The organism is Curtobacterium sp. MCBA15_012 (assembly GCF_001864935.2).
In the GTDB taxonomy this organism is placed as follows: Bacteria; Actinomycetota; Actinomycetes; order Actinomycetales; family Microbacteriaceae; genus Curtobacterium.
Window position 1 is genome coordinate 1,255,493 of the sequence record NZ_CP126267.1, and the last position, 18,449, is coordinate 1,273,941.

The following is an 18,449-nucleotide window of genomic DNA, read 5'->3' on the forward strand; positions in this document are numbered from 1 at the left end:
TCAGGACCGAATGCCCACCCAGATCTCCACACCGCAGCCGCTCGAACCCGGAACCCTCCGCGTGATCCCCGTCGGGGGTCTCGGCGAGATCGGTCGCAACATGACCGTCTACGAGTTCGAGGGCAAGCTCCTCGTCGTCGACGCCGGCGTGCTGTTCCCCGAGGAGCACCAGCCCGGTGTCGACCTCATCCTCCCGGACTTCTCGCTCATCCGGGACCGCCTCGACGACGTCCTCGGCGTCGTGCTCACCCACGGGCACGAGGACCACATCGGCGCGGTGCCGTACCTGCTCAAGCTCAAGGGCGACATCCCGCTGATCGGCTCGACGCTGACCCTCGCGCTCGTCGAGGCGAAGCTCAAGGAACACCGGATCAAGCCGTACACGCTCGTCGTGGCCGAGGACCAGACCGAGCAGCTCGGCCCGTTCCACCTCGAGTTCGTCGCCGTGAACCACTCCATCCCGGACGCACTCGCCGTCGCGATCACGACCCCCGCGGGGCGCGTGCTGCACACGGGTGACTTCAAGATGGACCAGCTGCCGCTCGACGACCGGATCACGGACCTCCGTGCCTTCGCGCGCCTCGGCGAGCAGGGCGTCGACCTGTTCCTGCCCGACTCGACCAACGCCGACGTCCCGGGCTTCACCGCCCCGGAGCGCGACATCGGCCCGGTCCTCGAGAGCATCATCTCGAAGGCCCGCAAGAAGGTCGTCGTCGCGAGCTTCTCGTCGCACGTGCACCGCGTGCAGCAGGTCCTCGACGCCGCCGCGGCCGCGAACCGCAAGGTCGCGTTCATGGGCCGCTCGATGATCCGCAACATGACGATCGCCGCCGAGCTCGGGTACCTGCGGGTGCCGGAGGACGTGCTGATCGACACGAAGAAGGCCAAGAACGTCCCCGACGACCAGGTCGTCTACATGTCGACCGGCTCGCAGGGCGAACCGATGGCTGTCCTCGCGCGCATGGCGAACCTCGAGCACCAGATCGAGATCGGCGAGGGCGACACCGTCATCCTCGCGTCGAGCCTCATCCCGGGCAACGAGAACGCCGTCTACCGCGTCATCGACGGGCTGACGAAGCTCGGCGCGAAGGTCGTCCACAAGGGCAACGCGAAGGTGCACGTCTCGGGCCACGCATCGGCTGGCGAGCTGCTCTACTGCTACAACATCCTCCGCCCGAAGAACGTCCTCCCCGTGCACGGCGAGCACCGCCACCTGTACGCGAACGCCGACCTGGCGATCCAGACCGGTGTCCCGCCGCGCAACGTGATCCTCGGGCAGGACGGCATCGTCGTCGACCTCAAGGACGGCGCCGTCACGGTGGCCGGCCAGCTCGACATCGGCTACGTCTACGTCGACGGGTCGACCGTGGGCGAGATCACCGACGCCGACCTCAAGGACCGCCGGGTCCTCGCGGAGGAGGGGTTCATCTCGGTCTTCTGCGCCGTCGACTTCACCACGGGCCAGTGCGTGGTCGGGCCGGAGATCCAGTCGCGCGGTTTCGCCGAGGACGACTCGGTCTTCGACAGCGTCCGCCCGCAGATCACCAAGGCCATCGCCGAGGCGGCGGCGAACGGCACGCGCGACGCGCACGCCTTCAGCCAGGTCGTCCGGCGCACCGTCGGCCGCTGGGTGAACACGAAGCACCGTCGGCGCCCGATGATCGTCCCGGTGGTCATCGAGGCGTAGCGCGCACGGCGCGCTGCGCGCCGCATTGCCGGCCAGGAGGCGCGGTGCACCTCCGTCAGGAACGTGCACCGCGCCTCCTGGCCGTCCACCGTCCGTGGTCCGTCGGCCGACGGCGGTCCCGTCCCACAGGCCAACCTGGTTCATCCCACAGGATGATGCTCCCTCGGTATGTCAGCCAATACCGTCCAGAGGTGACCGTCCTGCGACGCTGGGTGTGGCCCGGCCTGAAGTTCCTCGTGTTCGCCGCCATCGCGGTGGCCCTCGTCCGCCTCGCGTTCTTCGCGGCCCAGCCCGACGGCGAGGAGACCACGCCGACCGCGCAGCTCGAGGACCCGACGGTCGCGGTGACCACCGGCGACGTCGTCAACGACGTCGAGGCGACCGGGACCGTCGAGTCCGTCCCGTCGACCGCGGTGCGCGCCACGGCCGAGGGCACCGTCAACCGGGTGTTCGTCGCGAACGGCACCGCCGTGCAGCAGGGCACGCCGATCCTCGACCTGCGCGTCGAGACGCCGTCCACCGCGACCGCCGAGGACGGCTCCGCGCTGCCGCCCAAGGTGACGTTCGCCACCGTCGTCGCACCCGCGGCCGGGAAGGTGTCCGGCCTCGACCTCGTGGCGAAGCAGCCCGTCGCGATCGGTGACACCGTGGCGCGGGTCGCCCCGGACGCCTACCGGGTGTCCGCGACGCTCGCCGCGGCGCAGCTGTACCGTCTGACCGCGCGCCCGTCCGAGGCGACGGTCACGGTCACCGACGGCCCGGCCCCGTTCACCTGCACGAACCTCACGTTGACGAGCGCCGGCCAGGACGCCGGCTCACCCGGGTCCGCCGCGGGCGGGTCGCAGTCGGGCGACCAGGGCGCGGGCACCGGCACCGGGGGCGGCGCCGGGACCTCCGGCGGCACGCAGCTGCAGTGCGACGTCCCGGGCGACGTCACGGTGTTCCCCGGGCTCGAGGTGAAGGTCGCCGTCGCGGCGGGTTCGGCGAAGGGCGTGCTGACCCTGCCCACCACGGCCGTGCAGGGCACCGCGCAGCAGGGCGTCGTGACGGTCGTCGACGACGAGGGGAAGCGCAGCGAGCGCACCGTACAGCTCGGCCTGAACGACGGCGAGACCGTCGAGGTGCGCGCCGGCGTGGCCGAGGGCGACACCGTGCTGCAGTTCGTGCCGGGCAAGCAGGAGCAGCCCGAGGACGACGCGACCGAGGGCGGGACGGTGACGGGCGGATGAGCCTCGTCCACGTGCGCGGGCTCCGGAAGTCCGTCCCGCTGCCCGACGGGTCGACGCTGGAGATCCTGCGCGGGGTCGACCTCGACGTCGAGGCGGACAGCCGCGTCGCGATCGTCGGTCGCTCCGGCTCGGGGAAGTCCACGCTGCTCAACGTCCTGGGGCTGCTCGACACCCCGACCGACGGGCTGCACGAGTTCGACGGACGCGACGTCGGGCGTGCCGGTTCGGTGCGCCGCGACGGCATCCGGGGCGCCGACGTCGGCTTCGTGTTCCAGCAGTTCAACCTGCTGCAGGGCCGGACCGCGGTCGAGAACGTCGAGGTCCCGTTGCTGTACGCGAGCGGGCGTACCTTTTGGACGCGCCGCCGTGCCGCCCTCGAGATGCTCGACCGCGTCGGGCTCGCCGACAAGGCCGACACCCAGCCGCACCGGTTGTCCGGCGGTGAGCAGCAGCGGGTCGCGATCGCCCGGGCGCTCGTGCGCGGGCCCCGGCTGATCCTGGCCGACGAGCCGACCGGCGCGCTCGACGTCGACACCGGACGCGTCGTGATGGAGCTGCTCGAGACGGTGGCGTCGGAGACCGGAGCGGCGCTCGTCACGATCACGCACGACCCCGCGGTGGCCGCACGGGCGGACGTGGTGCACACGATCGACCACGGGGTGGTCGTGGACGGGCCGGTCCCGGACGGGGGCGGCGCGGGTCCCACCGAGGACGTGCGCGTCGCCGGTGCGGGGGTCGTCGCGTGAACCGGCTGCTCACCACCGTGGTCGGGACGTTCGTCGAGTCTTGGCAGGAGCTCCGCGTCCACCGGGGACGCGTCGTCCTCAGCCTGGTCGGCGTCACCATCGCGGTCGCCTCGCTCGCGGTCGTCGTCGGGTTCGGCTCGCTCGCGGAGCGCGTCACCGCCGCCTACAGCGAGCAGTACGGCGGCCGGGCGGCGACCTGGACCTTCAGCGGGACCTCCCCGGCCTCGTCCGGGACCGGGACCGGGACCGGTCCCGCGGCCGTCGCGGACGCCGCCGCACTCGACCGGGAGCTCCGGGCCGGGGCCGAGCGCTACCGCGTGCGGTACGTCACCGAGGCGACCTACCTGCAGCGCGACGTGCAGTTCCCCGACGGCGTCGCCTCGGTGTCCGGCACGACGGTCGACCCCGCCTACGCCGAGATGCACCGGGTGCGCCTCGGCGCGGGGGAGTGGTTCACCGAGGCGGACCGGGACCGACTCGCCCCTGCGATCGTCGTGAACCAGGCGTTCCTCGACCGCATCGGGAACCCCGACATCAGCACCCACCCGACCGTCCGGCTCCCCGGGAGCCCGGCCGTCACCGCGGTGGTGATCGGGTCCGTCGTCACGTCGGAGTACGACACCGACCCCACGATGTTCCAGCTCGCGAACTCCGTCGCCACCGCGAACGCGACGGCGTCCCCCGACCTCGGGACCCAGCGCGCCTTCGAGGTCTGGGTCCCGGAGGCCGACGGCAAGGCGGTCGCGAAGCGCATGGCGTCCGACGCGGAGCGCGCGCTCGGCCCCGGGTGGACGGTCGAGCCCTCGCGCTCGGACGCCGGTGGCTCGGTGGGCGGCGACCCGCTCGGTGCGCTCCGCTGGGTGATCGCGGGCACCGCCGTCCTGGTCCTGGTGCTCGGCGGCCTCGGGCTCCTCAACGTCTCGCTCGTCAGCGTGCGACAGCGCATCCGCGAGATCGGCATCCGGCGCGGGGTCGGCGCGACCGCGGGCCGCATCTTCGTCGCGGTGCTGCTCGAGAACGTGCTGGGAACCCTCGTCGCCGGCGGGATCGGCGTCATGGTCGGCGCCGCGGTGCTCGGCAACGACACCGTGCGCGGGCTCATCACCGACGGTGTCGAGATCGGCGGGGCACCGTTCCCCGTCGAGGCGGCGCTCGTCGGGGTCGGTTCGGCGGTGCTCGTCGGGGCGCTCGCCGGCTTCCTGCCGGCGCTCGTCGCGGTCCGGGTCAAGGTGATCGACGCGATCCGGTACTGATGGCGGGGCATCCACGGAATGTCCCGGCCGGGGATTAGGGTCGACGCCATGGCCGGAGGCACCAAGTCGACCACGCGCTCGCGCGCGTCCACGTCGTCCCGCGGGAGCGGGTCGCGCGGGACGTCGCGCACGCAGGCGACCACGAAGAAGCTGCCGCAGGCCACCCCGACACCGGTGTTCCGCGAGCAGAACCCGCTCGTCACGGCGTGGCTCGGCATGGCGCACGGCGTCGGCGCGCTGTTCCGCCTGCTCGGCAAGGAGTCCCTGGCCGCCGACGAGCGGCGCGACGGCTTCCCGTTCCTGCTGTTCGTGCTCGCGCTCGCCGGTGGCGTCGTCGAGTGGCTCAACCCGACGAACCCGGTGTCGATCGCCCTCGACGCGTACACGTTCGGCGGGATCTTCGGCCGTCTGGCGTTCGCGCTCCCGGTCATCATGATCGTCTTCGCGGGGTGGCTCTTCCGGCACCCCGCCTCGGTGCACGACAACACCCGGATCGGGATCGGCCTCGGGCTGCTCCTGGTGTCCATCGCCTCGCTCTGCCACGTGTTCGGCGGGCAGCCGAGCGCGGCCGACGGCATGGTCGCGCTCGCGTCCGCCGGTGGTGTCCTCGGCTGGGTCGTGATCAGCTGGCTCGTGGCGGTGGCCACCGTGTGGGTCGCGGTCCCGGTCGCCGTGGTGCTCCTCGTGCTCTCGCTCTTCATCATCACCAAGACGCCCCCGAACAAGACCGGCCGACGGCTGCACGAGCTCTACGCGTACCTGTTCGGCGCCCCGGCGCCCGCGGACACCGAGGACGTCGACGAGCCGGCCGCCCCGGCGCAGCCGACGCCGCGCACCAAGGGGTCGCGTCGGACGAAGCAGGACGGACCCGAGCTCCAGCTGTTCGACGACCTCGGGTTCGACGAGCAGGGCGACCCCGAGGCGGCCGACGCCGAGGGCAGCACCGTGCCCTGGTGGCGGCGGAACAAGTCCGGCCGCGAGGAAGACCCGGCGTACGACAGCCCCGTGCTGCCGGCCGCCGCGACGCAGCAGGCACCGCCCGTGCCGCCGACGGTCGCCGCGCCCGCGGTCTCGCCGAACGGCGGAGCCGCCGCCGGTCTCGTCGACCACACCCCGGCCGTGCCCGCCTCGGTCAACCTCAACGACTCGGTCGAGCAGGACGTCGAGCACGACCTCGACGTCGCCGAACAGGCGCTGCGCAACTCCGGGGTCGCCGTGCCCGAGCGGCCCGCCCCACCCGTCGTCCGTCCCGACGCGGGTGTCTCGCCGGTCGTGTCGGCCTCGGCGCCCGAGCCCGACGACGCGGGACCGCTCGCCGCGACGGACGCCGACGAGGACCCCGCCGCGCCGTACCGCCTGCCCGCCGCGACGACCCTGAGCGCCGGCACGCCCTCGGTCGCCCGCAGCCAGGCGAACGACGACATCGTCGCCGCGATCACCGGCGTGCTCACCGAGTTCAAGGTCGACGCGAAGGTCACCGGCTTCTCGCGCGGCCCGACGGTCACGCGCTACGAGATCGAGCTCGGCCCGGGTGTGAAGGTCGAGCGCGTCACGGCGCTGTCGAAGAACCTGTCGTACGCGGTCGCGTCGAACGAGGTCCGGATCCTGTCGCCGATCCCGGGTAAGAGCGCCATCGGCGTCGAGATCCCGAACACCGACCGCGAGGTCGTCTCGCTCGGCGACGTCCTGCGTTCGAACGCGGCGACCAAGTCGAAGCACCCGATGACCATCGGCGTCGGCAAGGACGTCGAGGGCGGCTTCGTCGTGGCGAACCTCGCGAAGATGCCGCACATGCTCGTCGCGGGTTCGACCGGCTCCGGCAAGTCGGTGTTCATCAACTCGATGATCACCTCGCTGCTCATGCGCGCGAAGCCGTCCGAGGTCCGGATGGTCCTGGTGGACCCGAAGCGCGTCGAGCTCTCGATCTACGCCGGTGTCCCGCACCTCATCACGCCCATCATCACGAACCCGAAGAAGGCGGCCGAGGCGCTGCAGTGGGTCGTGAAGGAGATGGACATGCGGTACGACGACCTCGCGTCGTTCGGGTTCCGTCACGTCGACGACTTCAACAAGGCCGTGCAGAACGACGAGATCATCCTGCCCGCGGGGAGCGAGCGGAAGCTCAAGCCGTACCCGTACCTGCTCGTCGTCGTCGACGAGCTCGCGGACCTCATGCTCGTCGCGCCGCGTGACGTCGAGGAGTCGATCGTCCGCATCACGCAGCTGGCACGTGCGGCCGGCATCCACCTCGTGCTCGCGACGCAGCGTCCGTCGGTCGACGTCATCACCGGTCTCATCAAGGCCAACGTGCCGTCGCGCATCGCGTTCGCGGTGACGAGCGTCACCGACTCGCGCGTCATCCTCGACCAGCCGGGAGCCGACAAGCTCATCGGGCAGGGCGACGCGCTGTTCCTGCCGATGGGGTCCTCGAAGGCCGTGCGCGTGCAGGGCGCCTGGGTGCAGGAGAGCGAGGTCGCCGAGGTCGTCGCGCACGTCACCCGGCAGGCCCGCCCCGAGTACCGCCAGGACGTCCAGGCCGTGGTCGAGCGCAAGGAGATCGACGCCGACATCGGCGACGACCTCGAGCTCCTGCTCGCGGCCGTCGAGCAGGTCGTGTCGACGCAGTTCGGCTCGACGTCGATGCTGCAGCGCAAGCTCCGCGTCGGGTTCGCGAAGGCCGGACGGCTCATGGACCTCATGGAGTCCCGGGACATCGTCGGGCCGTCCGAGGGGTCGAAGGCGCGCGACGTCCTCGTCACCCCGGACCAGCTCCCCGGTGTGCTGGCGAAGCTGCGCGGCGAGGACCCGCCGGCCGCTGCCGCTGCCGCTCCTGCCGTCGGTGCGGCGTCCGACGGCATCGGTGGCGCCGCGGGTGCGGCGGGCGGTGCGGTGTCGTCCGACGGTGACGACGACCGCTACGGGGCCGACCCGGTGGCGGACATGACCCGTGGGTACCCTGAGGAGGACGAGGGGCCGGACGAGGACGCGTGGGGGTTGACGGGTCGTGACTGACGGACGAGGGACGGGTGCGATGAGCGGGACGGGCAGCAGCCGCAGCGCGGCACGGTTCCCCTGGCGGGGCCGCGTGCTGCGCAAGGGCCCGGGGCCGGCGTCGACCGCGAACGTGGCGAACGTCATCACCGTCGTGCGCATCCTCATGGCGCCGCTGTTCTTCGTCATGCTGCTGACCGACGACGGGCAGGACACGTCGCTGCGCATCTGGGCGGCCGTCGTGTTCGTCGTGGCGATCGTCACGGACAGCGCCGACGGGATCATCGCCCGCCGACAGGACCTCGTCACCGACTTCGGCAAGCTCGTCGACCCGATCGCCGACAAGGTGCTCATCGGCGGCGCGCTCGTGGCGCTGTCGATCCTGGGCGAGCTGCCCTGGATCGTGACGGTGCTCATCATGGTCCGCGAGATCGGCATCACGGTGTTCCGGTTCGCGGTGCTGTCCGACCGCGTCATCCCGGCGAGCCGCGGCGGCAAGGTGAAGACCGTGCTGCAAGCCGTCGCGATCACCCTGGCGCTGTTCCCGTGGTGGAACCTCGTCGGCGACCTCGCGCACTGGGTGAACGGCATCCTCATGACCGCGGCCCTCGCGGCGACCGTCCTGAGCGGTGTGGACTACCTGTGGCAGGCCTGGAAGCACAACCGGACCACGTCCTGATGGCGACCGACCCGGGGGCGCACGACGCCCCGGCGACGCGGGTCGCGCCTCCCGGCCCGTCGTCCGGCGACCACGTGCCGGACGTGCCCGACCAGTCGGAGCCGACCGGCCAGGCGGAGCCGACCGCCCGGCCGGACGCGACCGTCGGGGTGGCCCGGGCACTCGTCGCGGCGCTCACCGAACGCGGCGAGACCGTCGCGGTCGCCGAGTCCCTGACCGGGGGCCTGGTCGTCGCGACGCTCGTCGGGGTCCCCGGTGCGAGCGCCGTCGTCCGCGGTGGGGTCGTGGCGTACGCGACGCCCGTGAAGCACACCGTGCTCGGGGTCGATGCAGCGCTCCTCGCGGCGAACGGCGCCGTGGACCCGGAGGTCGCACGGCAGATGGCGAGCGGCGTCCGCACCGCGCTGGCGGTCGACGGCGAGCCCGCGACGTGGGGGATCAGCACGACGGGTGTCGCCGGTCCGGACCCGCAGGACGGCAAGCCCGTCGGCACCGTCTTCGTCGGCATCGCGTCGGCCGACGGGGCCCGGGCGGTCGAACTGCACCTCGACGGCGACCGCGGGGCAATCCGGGACGCGACCGTCTCCGAACTCCTGACACGGATGTCGGCGACGGTGCACGAGGGGGAATAGGCCTCGTTACCGCTGGGTTACATCCCACGCAATCTCCAGCAGGACGGCAGGCAGCGTCGCTAGCATGCTGCGATCGGCAACGTCACTGTTGCAACCCGACCCCGGTCACCCGGACCAGGCGGGCGCGGAGACGACAGGAAGGAGGAGTCCACATGGTTCTCGTTCGTCAGGAGATCGGCGACGTGCTTCGGGACTTCCGCTTGCAGAAGGGCCGGACCCTCCGTCAGGTCGCGTCCAAGGCCAGCGTCGCGCTCGGTTACCTGAGCGAGGTGGAGCGTGGGCAGAAGGAAGCCAGCTCCGAGATCCTCGCCTCGGTGGCCGACGCACTCGACACCCCCATCTCGACCATCATGCGAGAGGTCGGAGACCGTCTCGCCGTCGTCGAGGGACTCACCCCGGTCCCCGACACGCTGCCCGATGACCTCGTCGCCGAGTTCGACAACGACCTCGCGGTGCGCTGACCCGTCCCGCCACGACACGTGACGCCCCTGCCGACCACGGCGGGGGCGTTCGTGCGTCCGGGGGTGTGCGTGCGGCCGTGGCAGGTCGTGCTCCCGGCGGTGCTGGTGCGCTCCCGGCGGTGCCGGTGCGCTCCCGGGAGTGGGGGAGGCGTGGCTGCGACCTCGGTACGCTGGACGGATGCGGGTGAGTGAGTTCTGGCGGGCCGTCGACCAGGTGTTCGGTGCGGCCTACGGTGCCGTCGTCACCCGGGACGTCGTGCTCGAGGAGCTCGGCGGCCGGTCGGCAGCCGAGGCCCTGGACGCCGGGGTCGACACCCGACGGGTCTGGGACGCCCTCTGCGAGTCGCAGGACGTCCCGCTCGACAAGCGGCACGGCAAGGGGCTCGCCGAGCCGCACGACTGACCGGGCGCGGGCGCGGGCTCGCTGGCGGACGCGGGCGGGGGCTCGCTCGCGGGCATCGGTGCTCCGGTGCCGGGCTCGTCGCGGGGCGCCGCGCCCGAACGTGTGTTCGGCGTGTTGCTCGAACGCGTGTTCGATCGGTGCTACGTTCCTCCACAACGGCGCTGTTCCAGAAGCTCGTCCACAGGACCCGCGGTCGTCGGCAGTGATGTCGGTGGCCCGCCCTAGGTTCGAGTCATCGGGAACAGCCCGAAGCCTTGTCGCACAGCACCGGCCCTGCACCACCGGCCGGGGTGGACGCGACAGCCTACAGGCGGCCGACATCGAGCACGAAGGAGCACCCCATGCCATCACCGGCAGACCGCGAGAAGGCCCTGGAGACCGCACTCGCACAGATCGACAGGCAGTTCGGCAAGGGCACGGTCATGCGCCTCGGCTCGGACGACCGGGCACCCGTCGCCACCATCCCCACCGGGTCCGTCGCCCTGGACGTCGCACTCGGCATCGGCGGCCTGCCCCGCGGCCGCATCATCGAGATCTACGGCCCGGAGTCCTCCGGCAAGACGACGCTGACGCTGCACGCCATCGCGAACGCCCAGCGGGCCGGGGGCATCGCAGCCTTCATCGACGCCGAGCACGCGCTCGACCCCGAGTACGCCAAGAAGCTCGGCGTCGACATCGACGCACTCCTCGTGTCGCAGCCCGACACCGGTGAGCAGGCGCTCGAGATCGCGGACATGCTCGTCCGCTCGGGCTCGATCGACCTCATCGTCGTCGACTCCGTCGCGGCGCTCGTGCCCCGCGCCGAGATCGAGGGCGAGATGGGTGACTCGCACGTCGGTCTGCAGGCGCGACTCATGTCGCAGGCGCTCCGCAAGCTCGCGGGTGGCCTGAACCAGACCCAGACCACAATGATCTTCATCAACCAGCTGCGCGAGAAGATCGGTGTGTTCTTCGGCAGCCCCGAGACCACCGCGGGCGGCAAGGCGCTGAAGTTCTACGCCTCGGTGCGCCTCGACATCCGTCGCATCGAGACGCTGAAGAGCGGCACCGACGCCGTCGGCAACCGCACGCGCGTCAAGGTCGTCAAGAACAAGATGGCCCCGCCCTTCAAGCAGGCCGAGTTCGACATCCTGTACGGCACCGGCATCTCCCGCGAGGGCTCGCTGCTCGACTTCGGCGTCGACCACGGCATCGTGAAGAAGTCGGGCGCCTGGTACACGTACGACGGCGACCAGCTCGGGCAGGGCAAGGAGAACTCGCGCTCGTTCCTCATCCAGAACCCGGACATCGCCGCTGACATCGAGGGCAAGATCCTCGTGAAGCTCGGCGTCGGTGGGGCGAAGGAGACGGACGCGAAGGTCGAGCCGATCGCGCCGAAGATCGCGGAGCGCAAGGGCGCGTGACGGACGAGCACGACCACGGCGAGGGTCTCGCACCGGTCACCGACCTGTTCGGTGCGCGGTCCCGCCGTGGTCGCCCTCGCACGGACGACACCGCGGGAGCAGGTGCCGCCGGGGGTGCAGCGGGCGTCGATGACGGACTGTCGGTCGCCGCACAGGACTCCTGGGCGGACGACCGTGGCGAGGACGGCGCTCCCGCTCCGGCCGAGTGGCTGTCCCCGGTCGTCGGTGACGGCACCGGGCGCAGCGCCCGTGCCGAGCTCGACGGCTACGACAGCGACACCGCGGACGCGGCCGGCGCGTCGGTCTTCGCCATCCACTCCGGCGAAGCGCTCGACCCGGCGGATGCGCCGCGACCGATCGAGGAACAGCGCGCGGACGCCGAGCGACTGAGCATGCGCGCGCTGGGTCGCAAGGGCGTCAGCGAGTCCGAGATGCGTCAGGTGCTGACCAAGCAGGACCTCGACCCCGACGTCGTCGAACACGAGGTGGCACGCCTGACGCGCGTCGGTCTGCTCGACGACGTCGCCCTCGCGACCGACCTCGTGGACCGCCTGCACGACCGCAAGGGCCTCGGCCGGCAGGGCGTCGTCGCGGAACTCCGCCGACGGGGCATCGACCAGGCGGCGATCGAAGCCGCGCTCGACGCCGCTGCCGACGACGCGGACGACGAGTTCGTCCGCGCGATCGAGCTCGCCGAGAAGCGCGCCGGGCAGATGCGCGGACTCGACCGGGCGACCGCGGAACGACGACTGAGCGGCTTCCTCATGCGCAAGGGCTACGGCTCGGGCGTGGTGCGGGTCGCGGTGGCCCGGGCGCTCGACGGCGGGCCTCGGCGCCCCTCGCCGGGTGGCGGCGCGGTCCGCTTCGAGTAGCGGCGCGGGGCGGTCCGAGGGGTGGCCGGCGGGGCGCGCCGCTGCATCCCGGTGCATGCGCCCCGACGGCCGGACGGGGTGTGCCTGAGCGCCTCGGACCGGGCCCGGCGGCCGCGCCGTCAGACCTACACTGGGACGATCATGGCCACCGTCGCAGCGCCCACGCGCACCTACGAAGTCCGCACCTACGGGTGCCAGATGAACGTGCACGACTCGGAGCGGCTCAGTGGTTCGCTCCAGGCCGCCGGGTACGTCGCGGCGGACGGTGAGCAGGCCGACGTCGTCGTCATCAACACCTGCGCGGTGCGCGAGAACGCGGACAACCGACTCTACGGCAACCTCGGGCAGCTCGCGGGCATCAAGCGGGAGCACCCCGGCATGCAGATCGCCGTCGGCGGGTGCCTGGCGCAGAAGGACAAGAACGTCATCCTCGAGAAGGCGCCCTGGGTGGACGTCGTCTTCGGGACGCACAACATGGGATCCCTGCCGACGCTGCTCGAGCGTGCGCGGCACAACGACGAGGCGCAGATCGAGATCCTCGAGGCGCTCGACGTGTTCCCCTCGACCCTGCCGACGAAGCGCGACTCGACGCACAGCGGCTGGGTGTCGATCTCGGTCGGCTGCAACAACACCTGCACGTTCTGCATCGTGCCGTCCCTGCGCGGCAAGGAGAAGGACCGCCGGCCCGGTGACGTCCTCGCCGAGATCCAGGCGCTCGTCGACGACGGCGCGATCGAGGTCACGCTCCTCGGGCAGAACGTCAACTCGTACGGCGTCGAGTTCGGCGACCGCCAGGCCTTCGGCAAGCTGCTGCGAGCGGCCGGTGCGATCGAGGGCCTGGAGCGCGTGCGGTTCACGAGCCCGCACCCGGCCGCCTTCACCGACGACGTGATCGACGCCATGGCCGAGACGCCGAACGTGATGCCGCAGCTGCACATGCCCCTGCAGTCCGGCTCCGACCGGGTGCTCAAGGCGATGCGCCGCAGCTACCGCAGCGAGCGGTTCCTCGGCATCCTCGACCGGGTGCGCGCGAAGATCCCGCACGCCGCGATCTCGACCGACATCATCGTGGGCTTCCCCGGCGAGACCGAGGAGGACTTCCAGGACACCCTCCGCGTCGTCGAGCAGTCCCGGTTCGCCTCGGCGTTCACGTTCCAGTACTCGATCCGACCCGGGACACCGGCCGCGACGATGGACGAGCAACTGCCGAAGGCCGTCGTGCAGGAGCGGTACGAGCGACTCGTCGCGCTGCAGGACCGGATCACCGCCGAGGAGCACGCGAAGCAGGTCGGCCGCACGGTCGAGGTGCTCGTCGCCACCGGTGAGGGCAAGAAGGACGACGCCACGCACCGGCTGTCCGGCCGCGCCGAGGACTCCCGCCTCGTGCACTTCGCGGTGCCGCAGGGCTCCGCGGTGCCACGTCCGGGCGACGTCGTCACGGTCGAGGTCACCCGGGCCGCCCCGCACTTCCTCATCGCCGACGGCGACGCACCGCTCCGCATCCGCCGCACACGCGCCGGCGACGCATGGGACCGCGCCCAGGCGGAGAGCTGCGGGGTCCCCGCTGCGCCGACCCCCGCCGCGAACGGCCCGCGTCCCGTCTCGCTCGGCCTGCCCACGCTCCGTGTCGGACGCTGAGCCCGCGACCCACGCCGCTGCCGTCGACCTGATCGCCGTCGTCGGCGCGACGGGGACCGGGAAGTCCGAGTTCGCACTCGCGATCGCCGAGCAGCTCGCGCGGTCCGGTCGCGCGGCGGAGATCGTCAACGCCGACGCCATGCAGCTGTACCGCGGCATGGACATCGGGACCGCCAAGCTCGACGTCGCGGAACGGCGGGGTGTGCCGCACCACCAGCTCGACGTGCTCGACGTCACCGACGAGGCCAGTGTCGCGGCCTACCAGCAGGAGGCCCGCGCCGACGTCGAGCGGATCACGGCGTCGGGGTCCGTGGCGCTCCTCGTCGGCGGCAGCGGGCTCTACGTGTCGTCGGTGCTGTTCGACCTCGCGTTCCCGGGCACGGACCCCGAGCTGCGCGCACAGCTCGAGCGCGAGCACGCCGAGCTCGGACCGGGCGTGCTCGTCGAACGGCTGCGCGCCCTCGACCCCGCGGCCGCAGCCGACGTCGACCAGCGCAACCCGCGGCGGTTGATCCGGGCACTCGAGATCGCGAGCCGGTCCGAGGTCGTGACCCCGCGCCTCCCGTCCGCGCCCCGCGCCTGGCGACCCGCCCGCGTCCTGCACCTGCACCGCGAACGGACCGCCCTCGTCGAGTCGCTGCACGCGCGCGCAGCGCGCATGTTCGACCGGGGGCTCGTCGACGAGGTGGCCGGCCTGCGAGCGCGGGGACTCGAGCAGGGCCGGACCGCCCGGGCCGCGATCGGCTACTCGCAGGCGCTCGACGTGCTCCACGGGCGGGCGACCGTCGACGAGGCCGTCGAGGCGACCGCAGTCGCGACCCGCAAGTACGCGCGGCGACAGGTGTCCTGGTTCAAGCGCTACGCCGACGCCGAGGTGCTCGACGTCACCGGGGCCGACGTCGCGGGGCTGCAGGAGGCGGCCCGTAGGATCGTCCCGTGACCGAGCTGCACTTCACCAAGGGCCAGGGGACCGGCAACGACTTCGTCCTGTTCGCCGACCCCGACGCGACGGTCGACCTGACCCCCGAGCGCGTCCGCGCCATCGCCGACCGCCGGTTCGGTGTCGGCGGCGACGGCGTCATCCGCGCGGTCCGCTCCGAGGCGCTGCCCGAGGGCCGTCCGCTGCTCGCCGTCGCACCCGAGGCGACGTGGTTCATGGACTACCACAACGCCGACGGCTCGATCGCGGAGATGTGCGGCAACGGCATCCGGGTGTTCGCGCGGTACCTCACCGAGTCCGGGCTCGTCGACCTGGCGCCCGGCGAGACGCTGACCGTCGGCAGCCGGAAGGGGCTCGTCGACGTCCAGCGCACCACGAACGGCTTCTCGGCCGACCTCGGACGGTGGGGGCTCGGCATCGAGGGCGGCGGTGCGAACGACGTGCTGGTCCGTGCCAGGGAGCTCGACGGCGCACGACCGGGCCTGGGGATCGACGTCGGCAACCCGCACGTCGTCGTCGCGGTCGCCACCGAGGACGAACTGTCCGGTCTCGACCTGACCTACATCCCGGTCCTCGACCCCGCACCGGAAGCCGGGGCGAACGTCGAGTTCGTCCTGCCCGGCGACCCGCTCGTCAAGGACGGCGTGGGCGAGATCACCATGCGCGTGCACGAGCGGGGGAGCGGCGAGACGCTGTCCTGCGGGACCGGGGCGGTCGCCGCCGCCCTGGCGACCCGGTACTGGGCCGGACCGTCCGCGCCGGACACCTGGCGCGTGCGCGTCCCCGGTGGCGTCGTCACCGTGCGGATGTTCGCGGCCGAGGACGGCGAGCACGTGGCGCTCGCGGGGCCGGCGGAGCTGGTGTTCTCGGGGGACCTGACCGTCTGAGCGGCGGGCATCCCGCCGGACGGTCACGATCGGACATCCCGCCGGTCGGGCGGCGGGGCGGCTCGCGGCCCGCTACTCGGCGGTGCGGTGCACCCGGATGACGCGGAACCCCTTGGCCGTCGACGCCCGGCTGACCACGAACGCGCCGCCGAGCGTGTCCGCGAGCCACTTCTGCAGCGAATCCCCACCGAGGTCCTTCGACACGACGAGCCAGGCGTCACCGCCCACCTCGAGCCGCGGCAACCACGTCGTGAGGATGGTGTGCAGTTCGTCCTTGCCGACGCGGATGGGCGGGTTGGACCAGATCGTGCGGAAGCGGAGGTCGGCGGGGACGTCGTCGGGGAGGGCGACGGTGACGTTCTCGGTCCCCGCGGTCTGCGCGTTGGCGCGGGCGAGTCCGAGCACGCGCTCGTTCACGTCGACGCCCCAGACCTGGGCGTCCGGGGACTCGAGCGCCATCGTGATCGCGATCGGGCCCCAGCCGCAGCCGACGTCGAGGAGGGCGCCCTCGGTCGCGGGCGGTGGCACGGCGCCGAGCAGGACGCGGGTGCCGCGGTCGATCCCGTCCGGGCTGAAGACGCCCGCTGCGGTGCTCAGGGTGAGGTCGCGGCCGGCGAGCGTGACGTGCACCTGGCGTTGACGCTCCTCCGACGACGGGTTCGCGGAGAAGTAGTGGTCGTTCGCCATGGAAGAACCGTACCGGCCCACCCGTGTGTCCCGGGCGTGGCGGCGGTACCCTGTGGAGAAGATGACGGAAACGAACATGAACGACGGACGGTCCGACGACAGCGCCGAGGGTGTCGTCGAGCGGGTCCTCCGCAACGCGGACTCCCGAGCCTCCTCGGCGATCTTCGCACCGGCCCAGGCGATCCAGACGCGCTCGGTCGACGACCACGGCTGGACCGGCGACGGCGACCAGTACGACCGTGAGGACCGGGCCGCCCTGCGCCGGGTCGCCGGTCTCTCCACCGAACTCGAGGACGTCACCGAGGTCGAGTACCGGCAACTCCGGCTCGAGCAGGTCGTCCTCATCGGCGTGTACCCGCAGGGCGATGCGCAGGACGCCGAGAACTCGCTCCGTGAGCTCGCGGCGCTGGCCGAGACGGCCGGTGCGGTGGTGCTCGACGGGCTGCTGCAGCGACGACCCACGCCCGACCCCTCGACCTACCTGGGGAAGGGCAAGGCCGCCGAGCTCGCGATGGTCGTCAAGGCCACCGGCGCCGACACGGTCATCGCGGACACGGAGCTCGCGCCCTCGCAGCGTCGTGCGCTCGAGGACGTCGTGAAGGTCAAGGTGATCGACCGCACGGCCGTGATCCTCGACATCTTCAGCCAGCACGCCTCCACCCGCGAGGGCAAGGCGCAGGTCGAGCTCGCACAGCTCCAGTACCTGCTGCCGCGTCTGCGCGGTTGGGGTGAGTCGATGTCCCGGCAGGCCGGTGGTCAGGTCTCCGGCGGTGCGGGCATGGGTTCCCGTGGTCCCGGTGAGACGAAGATGGAGCTCGACCGCCGGAAGATCCACACCCGGATGGCCAAGCTCCGTCGGCAGATCGCCGGGTTCACCCCGGCGCGTGAGGCCAAGCGTGCCGACCGCGCCCGCAACGAGGTGCCGAGCGTCGCGATCGCGGGCTACACGAACGCCGGCAAGTCCTCGCTGCTGAACCGGCTGACGAGCGCGGGCGTGCTGGTGCAGAACCAGCTGTTCGCGACGCTGGACGCAACGGTCCGCCGGACCGAGAGCACGAAGGGCCGCGAGTTCACGTTCGTCGACACCGTCGGGTTCGTGCGCAACCTGCCGCACCAGCTGGTGGAGGCGTTCCGGTCCACGCTCGAGGAGGTCGGCCAGGCCGACGTCATCGTGCACGTCGTCGACGGCTCGCACCCTGACCCCGCGGCCCAGCTCGCGACGGTCCGAGAGGTCATCGGCGACGTGGGCGCCCGGGACATCCCCGAGGTGGTCGCGTTCAACAAGGCCGACCTGATCGACGAGTCGCAGCGGCTCGTCCTGGTCGGGCTCGTCCCGGACGCGGTGTTCGTCTCGGCGCGCACCGGCGAGGGCGTCCCCGAGCTGCTCGCCGCGATCGAGGAGCGACTGCCCGAACCGGACGTCGACCTCACCGTGGTGATCCCGTACGACCGCGGCGACCTGGTGTCGTCGCTGCACGACTCCGGCGCGGTCGAGTCGACGGAGTACGTCGAGGACGGCACACGTCTGCGGGTGCGCGTCTTCCAGCGCCAGGTCGCGGAGCTCGACCCCTACGTGGTCGCGCCGGTCGCGGCCGGCTAGGACCGGACCAGAGGACGGACGGGAGGCGCGGTGCCGGCTGGCACCGCGCCTCCCGTCCGTCCGTCGTCGCGTCGGACGCGAGCCGGCCAGGTCGCGTCGGTTCGGCGCGGCGCGGCCGCTCCGTGCCTGCACCGCGGCGCGTCCCGCGCCCGCGCTGTGGGGCGGCACCGCTGCGCGCCGCACGCTCGTCGCGTCCGCTCGTCGCGCACGCGCGTTGCGCGAGACGCGGGCGCGCCGCACAACGAGAGGCACGTCGCACCACGTGATCACGTGGCGCGACGTGCCTCTCGTTGTGCGGCGGTACCGCGAGCCGCGCGCAGACCGCCGCGGCCGCCCACGGC

The 18,449-nt window shown here is 72.2% G+C and carries 16 protein-coding genes; 15 read left to right on the top strand and 1 reads right to left on the bottom strand.

Annotated elements, in window-relative coordinates:
* Positions 1-10 precede the first annotated feature (10 nt).
* The 14 genes from QOL15_RS05760 to dapF all read left to right on the top strand — a co-directional run bounded on the left by QOL15_RS05760 (position 11) and on the right by dapF (position 15,821).
* Positions 11-1,687, top strand: a complete 1,677-nt coding sequence (locus tag QOL15_RS05760) for a ribonuclease J (protein ID WP_065959827.1) — start codon at positions 11-13, stop codon at positions 1,685-1,687.
* Between the two features lie 191 nt (positions 1,688-1,878).
* Positions 1,879-2,916 (top strand): efflux RND transporter periplasmic adaptor subunit, encoded by a 1,038-nt coding sequence (locus QOL15_RS05765; RefSeq protein WP_071245886.1) that lies wholly within the window; start codon positions 1,879-1,881, stop codon positions 2,914-2,916.
* The gene (locus QOL15_RS05770) at positions 2,913-3,662 is read left to right on the top strand and encodes an ABC transporter ATP-binding protein (protein WP_071245888.1); all 750 of its coding nucleotides are present in this window, start codon (positions 2,913-2,915) and stop codon (positions 3,660-3,662) included. The genes QOL15_RS05765 and QOL15_RS05770 overlap by 4 nt, the downstream gene beginning before the upstream one ends.
* Positions 3,659-4,915, top strand: a complete 1,257-nt coding sequence (locus tag QOL15_RS05775; protein WP_071245890.1) for an ABC transporter permease — start codon at positions 3,659-3,661, stop codon at positions 4,913-4,915. Before QOL15_RS05770 ends, QOL15_RS05775 begins: the two co-directional genes overlap by 4 nt.
* Positions 4,916-4,963: 48 nt before the next feature.
* Positions 4,964-7,927, top strand: a complete 2,964-nt coding sequence (locus QOL15_RS05780) for a DNA translocase FtsK (RefSeq protein WP_071245892.1) — start codon at positions 4,964-4,966, stop codon at positions 7,925-7,927.
* Between the two features lie 19 nt (positions 7,928-7,946).
* Positions 7,947-8,585, top strand: coding sequence for a CDP-diacylglycerol--glycerol-3-phosphate 3-phosphatidyltransferase (pgsA, locus tag QOL15_RS05785; RefSeq protein WP_071245894.1), 639 nt, complete (start codon positions 7,947-7,949; stop codon positions 8,583-8,585).
* Positions 8,586-8,734: 149 nt separating this feature from the next.
* On the top strand, positions 8,735-9,217 hold the full coding sequence (locus tag QOL15_RS05790) for a CinA family protein (protein ID WP_071245925.1): 483 nt from the start codon (positions 8,735-8,737) through the stop codon (positions 9,215-9,217).
* Positions 9,218-9,369: 152 nt separating this feature from the next.
* A complete protein-coding gene (locus QOL15_RS05795; RefSeq protein ID WP_058742950.1) occupies positions 9,370-9,678 on the top strand; it encodes a helix-turn-helix domain-containing protein in 309 nt (102 codons plus the stop codon).
* Positions 9,679-9,856: 178 nt separating this feature from the next.
* Positions 9,857-10,081, top strand: coding sequence for a DUF3046 domain-containing protein (locus QOL15_RS05800; protein ID WP_065959838.1), 225 nt, complete (start codon positions 9,857-9,859; stop codon positions 10,079-10,081).
* Between the two features lie 341 nt (positions 10,082-10,422).
* Positions 10,423-11,484 (top strand): recombinase RecA, encoded by a 1,062-nt coding sequence (gene recA, locus QOL15_RS05805; protein ID WP_065959841.1) that lies wholly within the window; start codon positions 10,423-10,425, stop codon positions 11,482-11,484.
* On the top strand, positions 11,481-12,356 hold the full coding sequence (locus QOL15_RS05810; RefSeq protein WP_083393858.1) for a regulatory protein RecX: 876 nt from the start codon (positions 11,481-11,483) through the stop codon (positions 12,354-12,356). Before recA ends, QOL15_RS05810 begins: the two co-directional genes overlap by 4 nt.
* 141 nt (positions 12,357-12,497) lie before the next feature.
* Positions 12,498-13,994 (top strand): tRNA (N6-isopentenyl adenosine(37)-C2)-methylthiotransferase MiaB, encoded by a 1,497-nt coding sequence (gene miaB, locus QOL15_RS05815; protein WP_071245896.1) that lies wholly within the window; start codon positions 12,498-12,500, stop codon positions 13,992-13,994.
* Positions 13,981-14,934 carry a tRNA (adenosine(37)-N6)-dimethylallyltransferase MiaA gene (gene miaA / locus QOL15_RS05820; RefSeq protein ID WP_171898699.1) on the top strand — a complete coding sequence of 318 codons (954 nt, stop codon included), beginning with the start codon at positions 13,981-13,983 and terminating at the stop codon, positions 14,932-14,934. The genes miaB and miaA overlap by 14 nt, the downstream gene beginning before the upstream one ends.
* Positions 14,931-15,821: a diaminopimelate epimerase gene (gene dapF / locus QOL15_RS05825; protein WP_065959845.1), complete on the top strand. Its 891-nt coding sequence runs from the start codon at positions 14,931-14,933 to the stop codon at positions 15,819-15,821. Before miaA ends, dapF begins: the two co-directional genes overlap by 4 nt.
* A 72-nt stretch (positions 15,822-15,893) precedes the next feature.
* On the opposite strand, the gene QOL15_RS05830 is transcribed toward dapF, so the two are convergent.
* Positions 15,894-16,508: a class I SAM-dependent methyltransferase gene (locus QOL15_RS05830; RefSeq protein WP_071245898.1), complete on the bottom strand. Its 615-nt coding sequence runs from the start codon at positions 16,506-16,508 to the stop codon at positions 15,894-15,896.
* A gap of 61 nt (positions 16,509-16,569) precedes the next feature.
* On the opposite strand from QOL15_RS05830, the gene hflX reads away from it, so the two are divergent.
* The gene (gene hflX, locus QOL15_RS05835; RefSeq protein ID WP_071245927.1) at positions 16,570-18,108 is read left to right on the top strand and encodes a GTPase HflX; all 1,539 of its coding nucleotides are present in this window, start codon (positions 16,570-16,572) and stop codon (positions 18,106-18,108) included.
* Positions 18,109-18,449 lie beyond the last annotated feature (341 nt).